Source organism: Streptomyces sp. NPDC054863 (genome assembly GCF_053610825.1).
Genome location: NZ_JBSGZD010000288.1, coordinates 1 through 10,093 on the forward strand (window position 1 = coordinate 1; position 10,093 = coordinate 10,093).

Consider the following 10,093-nt stretch of genomic DNA (forward strand, 5'->3'; position numbering starts at 1 on the left):
GGGGCGTTCCGGTACGAAGGGTTCCGGTCAGCCGCCGTACGCCCCCGAAGCCGTCAGCCGCAGTGCCGTGTCGATCAGCGGTACGTGGCTGAAGGCCTGCGGGAAGTTGCCGACCTGCCGCTGCAGCTTGGAGTCCCACTCCTCGGCGAGCAGCCCCAGGTCGTTGCGGAGCGCCAGGAGCTTCTCGAAGAGGCGGCGGGCCTCGTCGACCCTGCCGATCATCGCCAGGTCGTCCGCCAGCCAGAACGAGCAGGCCAGGAACGCGCCCTCGTCGCCCTCCAGACCGTCCACGCCCGCGTCGTCCCCGGAGGTCGGGTAGCGCAGCACGAAGCCGTCCGGGGTGGACAGCTCGCGCTGGATGGCCTCGATGGTGCCGATGACGCGCTTGTCGTCGGGCGGCAGGAAGCCCATCTGCGGGATGAGCAGCAGCGAGGCGTCCAGTTCCTGGGAGCCGTACGACTGCGTGAAGGTGTTGCGCTCCGGGTCGTAGCCCTTCTCGCAGACGTCCGCGTGGATCGTCTCGCGCAGCTCGCGCCAGCGCTCCAGCGGACCGTCCGCGTCCCCGCCCTCGATCAGCTTGATCGTGCGGTCGACGGCGACCCAGGCCATCACCTTGGAGTGCACGAAGTGGCGGCGCGGGCCGCGCACCTCCCAGATGCCCTCGTCGGGCTGGTTCCAGTGGTCCTCCAGGTAGCGGATCAGCTTGAGCTGGAGGAGGGAGGCGTAGTCGTTGCGGGCCAGGCCCGTCATGTGCGCCAGGTGCAGGGCCTCGGTGACCTCGCCGTACACGTCGAGCTGGAGCTGGTGGGCGGCGCCGTTGCCGACGCGGACCGGGCCGGAGTTCTCGTAACCCGGCAGCCAGTCCAGTTCGGCCTCGCCCAGCTCGCGCTCGCCGGCGATCCCGTACATGATCTGCAGGTTCTCCGGGTCGCCCGCGACCGCCCGCAGCAGCCACTCGCGCCAGGCGCGGGCCTCCTCGCGGTATCCGGTGCGCAGCAGCGAGGACAGGGTGATCGCGGCGTCGCGCAGCCAGGTGTAGCGGTAGTCCCAGTTGCGGGAGCCGCCGATGTCCTCCGGGAGGGAGGTCGTGGGGGCCGCGACGATGCCGCCGGTGGGGGCGTACGTCAGCGCCTTGAGCGTGATGAGCGAGCGGACCACGGCCTCGCGGTAGGGCCCGTGGTACGTGCAGTGCTCGACCCATTCGCGCCAGAAGTCGACCGAGAGCTCCAGCGCGCCCTCGGGGTCGGGCAGCGGCGGCGCCTCCTTGTGCGAGGGCTGCCACTGGATGGTGAACGCGAGCCGCTCACCCGGGGCGACCGTGAAGTCGGAGTGCGTGGTGAGGTCCTGGCCGTGCGTCTCGACGTCCGTGTCCAGCCAGACCGAGTCGGGGCCCGCGACCGCGACCGTACGGTTGTCCACCCGGTGCACCCAGGGGGTCACCCGGCCGTAACTGAACCGCATGCGCAGCGCCGAGTGCATCGGCACCCGGCCGCTGACCCCCTCCACGATTCTGGTCAGCTGTGGTGCGCCGTCGCGCGGTGGCATGAAATCCGTCACCCGGACCGTGCCCCGCGGGGTGTCCCACTCCTGTTCCAGGATGAGGGAGTCCCCGCGGTAGCGGCGCCGCGAAGCCGGTGGCGCTTCGCTGCCGTCCGGGTAGGAGGGTCCGATCCGCCAGAAGCCGTGCTCCTCGGTGCCGAGGAGTCCGGCGAAAACGGCATGGGAATCGAAGCGGGGGAGGCACAGCCAGTCGACTGAGCCGTCCCTGCAGACCAGCGCCGCTGTCTGCATGTCTCCGATGAGTGCGTAGTCCTCGATGCGCCCGGCCACGTGCAATCTCCAGTCGAACGGCCACATCCGCCCCCTCGCGGGGACATCTGCAGTCAGGGGATCTTCGACGACGAGCTTCGGGGTCCGGGAGCGGCGGTGATGGATGCCTTCGCCCGGCCGGCTCGCAGCGATGTGTCCGAGCAGGATACGACGGAGAAAGCTCATCTGCGTGAGGTCACTGCAACGTGAGTGGGCCGAACGGGTGAGGTGCAGGTGATGCCGCCGTGACCGTACGGTGAAGGCGGTTCGAACGGGTGGCCGGGGTACTGGCCGCGGTGGCCCCGCGCGTCCGGCCGCGTCTTCACAGGTGCGTACGTGAGGAAGGTCGAAATCCGTACGGTGCCCCGCCGCCGTCCCGGGCGGCGGTGGACGCCGGAAGCAACCTCCCGGAGTCGCTGATACCCTGGTAGCCCGTGGGCGGTGGGAGCAAAACCCCCCGAACCGCAGCGACGACGCCCCCAGAAATCACCGGTGGAACCACCGGTGGTCCCTCGCCGGGAGGCTGGAAACGCACCCTCACCTCGCGACCACGGGAGCCCCCTCTTGGCCATGCAGCCCAAATCCTCGACGACCAAGCACATCTTCGTCACCGGGGGTGTCGCCTCTTCCCTCGGCAAGGGTCTGACTGCCTCCAGCCTGGGTGCGCTCCTGAAGGCCCGTGGCCTTCGCGTCACCATGCAGAAGCTCGACCCGTACCTCAACGTCGACCCCGGCACGATGAACCCCTTCCAGCACGGCGAGGTGTTCGTCACCAACGACGGCGCCGAGACCGACCTGGACATCGGCCACTACGAGCGCTTCCTCGACGTCGACCTCGACGGCTCGGCCAACGTCACCACCGGCCAGGTCTACAACACCGTCATCGCCAAGGAGCGCCGCGGCGAGTACCTCGGTGACACCGTGCAGGTCATCCCGCACATCACCAACGAGATCAAGCACCGCATCCGCCGCATGGCCACCGACGACGTCGACGTCGTCATCACCGAGGTCGGCGGCACGGTCGGCGACATCGAGTCGCTGCCCTTCCTGGAGACCGTCCGCCAGGTCCGCCACGAGGTCGGCCGCGACAACGTCTTCGTCGTGCACATCTCGCTGCTCCCGTACATCGGCCCCTCGGGCGAGCTGAAGACCAAGCCGACCCAGCACTCGGTCGCCGCCCTGCGCAACATCGGCATCCAGCCGGACGCGATCGTGCTGCGCGCCGACCGTGACGTCCCGGACGCCATCAAGCGCAAGATCTCGCTGATGTGCGACGTCGACGAGGACGCCGTGGTGGCCTGTGTCGACGCCAAGTCGATCTACGACATCCCCAAGGTGCTGCACACCGAGGGCCTGGACGCCTACGTCGTCCGCAAGCTGGACCTGCCGTTCCGCGACGTGGACTGGACCGTCTGGGAGGACCTCCTGGAGCGCGTCCACAACCCGGAGCACGAGGTCACCGTCGCGCTCGTCGGCAAGTACATCGACCTGCCCGACGCCTACCTCTCGGTCACCGAGGCCATGCGCGCAGGCGGCTTCGCCAACAAGGCCCGCGTCAAGGTCAAGTGGGTCACCTCCGACGACTGCAAGACCCAGGCCGACGCGCACAAGCAGCTCGGTGACTGCGACGCCATCCTGATCCCCGGCGGCTTCGGCGAGCGCGGCGTCAACGGCAAGGTCGGCGCCATCCAGTACGCCCGCGAGAACAAGGTGCCGCTGCTCGGCATCTGCCTCGGCCTGCAGTGCATCGTCGTCGAGGCGGCCCGCAACCTGGCCGGCATCGAGGACGCCAACTCCACCGAGTTCGACGCCGCCACCGCCCACCCGGTGATCTCCACCATGGAGGAGCAGCTGGCGTACGTCGAGGGCGCGGGCGACCTGGGCGGCACCATGCGCCTGGGCCTCTACCCGGCGAAGCTCGCCGAGGGCTCCATCGTGCGCGAGGTCTACGGCGACGAGCAGTACGTCGACGAGCGCCACCGCCACCGCTACGAGGTCAACAACGCCTACCGCGCCGAGCTGGAGAAGAAGGCGGGCATCGTCTTCTCCGGCACCTCCCCGGACAACAAGCTCGTCGAGTACGTCGAGTACCCGCGCGAGGTCCACCCCTACCTGGTCGCCACCCAGGCGCACCCGGAGCTGCGCTCGCGCCCGACCCGCCCGCACCCGCTCTTCGCGGGCCTGGTGAAGGCGGCGGTCGAGCGCCAGCAGGAAGCGCGCCAGCAGGGCAAGTAGTACGTACGCGTTAACGTTGCCGGGGTGAGGATCTTCACGGGTCCTCACCCCGGTTTCTTTGCTTTCAGGAGGAAGTACGTGGCCATCGAGGACAGCCCGCAGGAGTGGCAGGTCACCGAGTCGGTGATCCCGTTCGAAGGGGCGAAGACCAGCGTCCGCACCGACCACGTGGTCATGCCCGACGGAGGCGTGGCGAGCCGCGACTACCAGGTGCACCCCGGCTCGGTGGCCGTCCTCGCGCTGGACGACGCGGGGCGCGTCGCGGTGATCGGTCAGTACCGCCACCCGGTGCGCCACAAGCTGTGGGAGATCCCGGCCGGCCTCCTCGACGTGCCCGGCGAGAACCCGCTGCACGCCGCCCAGCGCGAGCTCTACGAGGAGGCGCACATCAAGGCGGGGGACTGGCGGGTGCTGGCCGACGTCTACACCTCGCCGGGCGGTTCGGACGAAGCGGTACGGATCTTCCTCGCACGGGACCTGTCGGAGGCCGAGGGCGAGCGGTACGCGGTGTCCGAGGAGGAGGCCGACATGGAGCACGCGCGGGTGCCGCTCGCGGAGCTGGTGCGCGGGGTGCTCGCCGGGCAGCTGCACAACAACTGCCTCGTGCTCGGGGTGCTCGCGCTGAACGCGGCCCTCTCGGAGCCGGGGGGCGGGCTCGACACGCTGCGCCCGGCGGAGGCGCCGTGGCCGGCCCGGCCGTTCTGACGGCCCCTTCCGTTCCGACGCCCCTCCCGTTCTGACGGCCAGGGCGGGCCGCATGCGTCGGACCGGTCGTAAAAACTGCTGATCCGATCGGGGGACCTGCCCGCCGCGCTCCCCCGGATCAGTAGCAGAGCGTGAACTAGGCTCGAATCCCCGACCGCGGTCGCGGCGGGGATTGTGCGCAGGCGGACGGGAGCGTGGCCCGTGACGGACCAGGCGGTGGACATCAGCGGCGCGGCGGCGGTCACTGCGACCGCCACCGCGGCGGGCTCGGCGGCGGGCTCGGCCCACGACTGGGCGACCGGTGAATTCTTCGGCCGGAAACGGGAGTTGAAGGAACTGCGCGCCGACATCGAGCGCACAGGACTGGACACCCTCACCGGCCGCAAGGTGCCCCGGGCCCGGGTGCTGCTGGTCGCGGGCCGTCCCGGTTCCGGGCGCACCGCCCTCGCCGAGGAGCTGGCCCGCTCCCTCGCGGACGACTACCCGGCCGGTGCGCTGCGGGCCCGGCTCACCGCACCCGGCGGTGAGCGCATCCCCACCGAGGAAACCGCGCGCGGACTGCTGGACGACCTCGGGATCGCCGCTCCGGCGGGCGCCGGCGCGGACACCCTGTCCGAGATGGTGCGCGAGGCACTCGCGGTGCGCCGGGTACTGCTGGTCCTGGACGACGCGGCCGACGCCGAGCAGGTCGACCCGCTGCTTCCCGACAATCCGGACTGCCTGGTCGTGGCCACCGCCCAGGGGCCGCTGACCGGCATTCCGGACGTACGGCCGTGCACGCTCGGCGGGCTCGACACGGCTTCCGCCGTCGCCCTCCTCGCGCACTACACCGGCAAGGTCCGCATCACCGTCGACCCGACCGCGGCCGACGCGCTCGCCGAGGAGTGCGGTGGGCAGCCCGCCGCACTGGTGCTGGTCGGCGGCTGGCTCTCGGGCCGCCCGAAGTCCTCGGTCGCCGATGTCACCAAGCATCTCCACGAGCTGCCCGACGACCCCGAACAGCCGCAGGGCGCAGCCCCGTTGGCGCGTGCGCTGCGACTTGTGTACGAGTCGCTGCCGCAGCCCGCGGCGCGGATACTGCGACTCCTCGCCCTGGCCCCCGCCGGCCTCGCGGACGCGCACACGGCGTCCGCGCTCGCCGGATGCTCGGTGTCGGCGGCGCAGACCACGCTCGACGACTTCGCGGTCCGCGGGCTGTTGCACCCGGTGGACGGATCCGTACCGCAGTACCTGGTGCCGGGCTGCCTCGCGCCGCTGCTGCTTGCCCTGACCGAGGCTCAGGACCGGCCTGCGGAGAGGCAGTTGGCGCGGGCCCGGATGCTGGAGCGGACCGTGCGGCAGCTCCAGTCCTGCCGGGCGGTCACCGACCCCGAGGGCTCCCCGGCCCGCAAGAAGCTCGCCGGACTGCCGCGCGCCCTGCGCTTCGCGAGTCCGGCCGCCGCCGCCGTCTGGCTGCGCGAGCGGCAGCCCGCCCTGCTCGCCGCGGCCCGCGCGGCGGTCGGTGACGGCGAGCTCGACACCCTCGCGCGCAGGCTGGTCGCCGCCCTCGTACGGGCACTGGCCGCGCACCGGGGCACCGAGGCCGCCGCCCCCGAGCTCTACGGGCTGCACCGCCTGGTGCTCGACGTGGCCGAGCGGCGGGACCTGCACCGCGAGAAGGCCGCCGCCCTGCTCAATCTGGCCGACCTGGACGCGCAGACCGGACGTACGACGGAGGCCTTGACCCGGTATCGGGCGGCCCTGGACGCGGGGCGTACGGCCGGTGACCCCTACGCCACGGCCCGTGCGATGGAATCCGTAGGCGGGACCTATCAGGAAATGGGGGATTTCTCACGTGCCTCCGACTGGTACGGGCGGGCGCTTGCCCTGCGGCTCGCGCGCGGCGAGGACGAGGACGGGGCGCGGCTGTACGGGCGGCTCGGTGCGGTGCACACCTACGCGGGCCGGTACGGCGAGGCGCTGCGCGACTGGCGGGCCGCGGCGTCCGGACTGCGCCGGCTCGGCGATCTCCCGGGCCACGCAAGGGCGTTGAGCGAAATGGCCCGTGTCCAGGAGTACGCGGGACGCCCCGAGGAATCGCTGCGGACCTGCCAGGAAGCGGTCGAATGGGCACGTCAGGCGGGAGAGGTACGGCTTCAGGCGGCGCTCCAGCTGCGACTTGCCGACACGCTCGACCGGCTCGGCGACCCGACGGCGGCCCGGCTGCACCGGGGCGCGGCGGAGAGACTAATGGAAGAAGAGGTTCCAGCCTACGAAATCCGTAGCGCATCCGCGCGAGGTTGATGCTTTGTAAGGCTAGACAGCTGGAAATCCTTCATTAGACTGGCTCTGCCGCGTCCAGCTGCGGTGTTCCCCAGGTGTGCCTTCCATGCCTGGTCAGGCGCCTGGTCATGCAAGGCACTGCCCGTTTCATCCCCCCAAGATCAAGGACCGTGATCGACGTGAAGGTCGGCATCCCCCGCGAGGTCAAGAACAACGAGTTCCGGGTGGCCATCACCCCCGCCGGTGTGCACGAGCTCGTGCGCCACGGCCACCAGGTCGTCATCGAGAAGGACGCCGGTCTCGGCTCCTCGATCACGGACGGCGAGTACGTCTCCGCCGGCGCCCGCATCCTGGACACCGCCGACGAGGTCTGGGCCACGGCCGACCTGCTGCTGAAGGTCAAGGAGCCGATCGCCGAGGAGTACCACCGCCTCCGCAAGGACCAGACGCTCTTCACCTACCTGCACCTCGCCGCCTCCCGCGAGTGCACGGACGCGCTCCTGGAGTCCGGCACCACCGCCATCGCCTACGAGACGGTGGAGACCGCGAACCGCGCGCTGCCGCTGCTCGCCCCGATGTCCGAGGTCGCGGGCCGGATCGCTCCGCAGGTCGGTGCGTACCACCTGATGCGCCAGGTCGGCGGCCGGGGCGTGCTCCCGGGCGGCGTCCCGGGCACGGCGGCCGGCAAGGCCGTCGTCATCGGCGGCGGCGTCTCCGGCTGGAACGCCACCCAGATCGCGGTCGGCATGGGCTTCCACGTGACCCTGCTCGACCGCGACATCAACAAGCTGCGCGAGGCCGACAAGGTCTTCGGTACCAAGGTGCAGACGATCGTCTCCAACGCCTTCGAGCTGGAGAAGGCCGTCGTCGAGGCCGACCTCGTCATCGGCGCCGTGCTGATCCCCGGTGCCAAGGCCCCGAAGTTGGTCACCAACGAGCTCGTCGCCAAGATGAAGCCCGGAAGTGTACTTGTCGACATTGCAATTGATCAGGGCGGTTGCTTCGAGGACTCGCACGCGACCACGCACGCCGAGCCGACGTTCAACGTCCACGACTCGGTCTTCTACTGCGTGGCCAACATGCCGGGCGCCGTCCCGAACACCTCGACGTACGCGCTGACCAACGCCACGCTGCCGTACATCGTGGAGCTGGCGAACCGTGGCTGGGTCGAGGCGCTGCGCCGCGACGCCGCCCTCGCCAAGGGCCTCAACACCCATGACGGCCAGGTCGTTTACCGCGAGGTGGCAGAGGCGCACGACCTTCCGCACCTTGAGCTGAGCACCCTTCTCGGCTGACGCGTCAACAGGCGTCGTCAACATCGCGCGTCCGGCCGGACCTTGCCTCCGCGAGGTCCGGCCGGACGTGTATCCGGTCACTTTGCCCCGCTCGCTCAACTCGTCGTGAACGTAACCCTTTAACCGATTCGTGCACCCGCGAAACCCGGCTCCCGTGCTTCGTGTACGCCCCTGCGCACCCTTGACAGAGAGGGGTTCGGTTGCCGACACATCGACCCGGGTCCGGCGGATTGTGTTGCTGCGGAGCGGTGACACGCCATAGAGTCGGCGACCGTCGGCATGGTGCCACGCTGACCTATCGATATGTTTCCTGGTCACGTCCCAAGGAGGTAAGACGACTTGTGAATGAGTCGACATTTACTCCCGGGGGTGGTCGATCGGGAACGCCTGCGCAGGGCCAGAGCCCTACAGGGCTCGAAGCTGTCGGCTCGGTCGCGGTCCGCACCTTCGCCACCCATCAGCACATGACGACATCCCACCAGAGCATGGACGGCCTACACGTGAACGCCATGGCCGGCGACCAGAGTGGCGATAAGTCCACCACCGGCTTCGCCGACTTCGACGAGGTCCCCCAGGGGCACTTCTACGATCCCGACGCCGAGTACGAGCCCGACCCCGAATACGCGGCCACCCTCGCCCCCGACGCTGCCCGTCAGCGCCGCGAGCGGATCGGCCCGACCGGACGGCCGCTGCCGTACTTCCCGATCCCCGGACCGCTGACCGATCACGGTCCGGCCAAGATCATCGCGATGTGCAACCAGAAGGGTGGGGTCGGCAAGACGACCTCGACCATCAACCTGGGTGCCGCGCTCGCCGAGTACGGACGCCGTGTCCTGCTCGTCGACTTCGACCCGCAGGGAGCCCTGTCGGTCGGTCTCGGTGTGAACCCGATGGAGCTCGACCTCACGGTCTACAACCTGCTCATGGAGCGGGGCATGGCGGCCGACGAGGTGCTGCTGAAGACAGCCGTTCCGAACATGGACCTGCTGCCCAGCAACATCGACCTGTCCGCTGCCGAGGTGCAGCTGGTCAGCGAGGTGGCGCGCGAGTCGACGCTTCAGCGGGCGCTCAAGCCGCTGATGAACGACTACGACTACATCGTGATCGACTGTCAGCCCTCGCTCGGTCTGCTCACCGTGAACGCCCTGACGGCCGCTCACAAGGTGATCGTGCCGCTGGAGTGCGAGTTCTTCGCGCTGCGCGGCGTGGCCCTGCTGACCGAGACCATCGAGAAGGTCCAGGAGCGGCTCAACCCGGACCTGGAGCTCGACGGCATCCTCGCCACCATGTACGACTCCCGTACGGTGCACAGCCGCGAGGTCCTCGCGCGCGTGGTGGAGGCGTTCGACGATCACGTCTACCACACGGTGATCGGCCGGACGGTGCGCTTCCCGGAGACCACGGTCGCCGGTGAGCCCATCACCACCTACGCATCGAACTCCGTCGGCGCCGCCGCCTATCGCCAGCTCGCCAGGGAGGTGCTCGCCCGGTGTCACGCCGAGTGAGTCTGCCGGGGGCCGACGAGCTGTTCCGTACGACCGGGGGAATGGGGCTGCAGTCGCCCGCCCGGAGGTCCGGCGCCAACGGCGAGACGGCCCGGGTACCGGCACCGGCGGGGGAGCCGGCCCCCGCGGCCGTGGACCCTGCTGCCGCGGGCAACGGCGAGGGCGCCGAGCACGGCGCCGCCGCCGATGCGGCCGGGCAGCAGCGGACCCGGGGCGGGGAAGCCGCTCCTGGGACCTCGCAGGCTTCGGCGGCTGCCAGGGCCGGTGCCAACCGGCCTCAGG

Annotated in this window: 6 protein-coding genes and 1 pseudogene; 6 read left to right on the forward strand and 1 reads right to left on the reverse strand. The window is 70.3% G+C overall.

The features are described from left to right. Window positions 1-27: 27 nt before the first annotated feature. Window positions 28-1,830 carry a glycoside hydrolase family 15 protein gene (locus ACWGIG_RS32325; protein WP_453325246.1) on the reverse strand — a complete coding sequence of 601 codons (1,803 nt, stop codon included), beginning with the start codon at window positions 1,828-1,830 and terminating at the stop codon, window positions 28-30. Window positions 1,831-2,379: 549 nt separating this feature from the next. On the opposite strand from ACWGIG_RS32325, the gene ACWGIG_RS32330 reads away from it, so the two are divergent. The 6 genes and pseudogenes from ACWGIG_RS32330 to ACWGIG_RS32355 all read left to right on the forward strand — a co-directional run. Then, the gene (locus tag ACWGIG_RS32330) at window positions 2,380-4,044 is read left to right on the forward strand and encodes a CTP synthase (protein WP_453325247.1); all 1,665 of its coding nucleotides are present in this window, start codon (window positions 2,380-2,382) and stop codon (window positions 4,042-4,044) included. 78 nt (window positions 4,045-4,122) lie between these two features. Next, window positions 4,123-4,749, forward strand: coding sequence for an NUDIX domain-containing protein (locus ACWGIG_RS32335; protein WP_453325248.1), 627 nt, complete (start codon window positions 4,123-4,125; stop codon window positions 4,747-4,749). 201 nt (window positions 4,750-4,950) lie between these two features. Further along, window positions 4,951-7,032, forward strand: a complete 2,082-nt coding sequence (locus tag ACWGIG_RS32340; protein ID WP_453325249.1) for a tetratricopeptide repeat protein — start codon at window positions 4,951-4,953, stop codon at window positions 7,030-7,032. Window positions 7,033-7,190: 158 nt separating this feature from the next. Further along, the gene (gene ald, locus ACWGIG_RS32345) at window positions 7,191-8,306 is read left to right on the forward strand and encodes an alanine dehydrogenase (protein ID WP_453325250.1); all 1,116 of its coding nucleotides are present in this window, start codon (window positions 7,191-7,193) and stop codon (window positions 8,304-8,306) included. A gap of 341 nt (window positions 8,307-8,647) precedes the next feature. Further along, entirely contained in the window at window positions 8,648-9,811 is a 1,164-nt protein-coding gene (locus tag ACWGIG_RS32350; RefSeq protein ID WP_398419828.1) for a ParA family protein, read from the forward strand. Next, window positions 9,796-10,093: pseudogene (locus ACWGIG_RS32355) on the forward strand (hypothetical protein); the annotation flags it as partial. The gene ACWGIG_RS32350 and the pseudogene ACWGIG_RS32355, both read left to right, overlap by 16 nt.

Excerpts from the sequence above, each read along its gene's own strand:
- ACWGIG_RS32330 (WP_453325247.1), top strand. The coding sequence starts at position 2,380 with ATGCAGCCCAAATCCTCGACGACCAAGCACATCTTCGTCACCGGGGGT.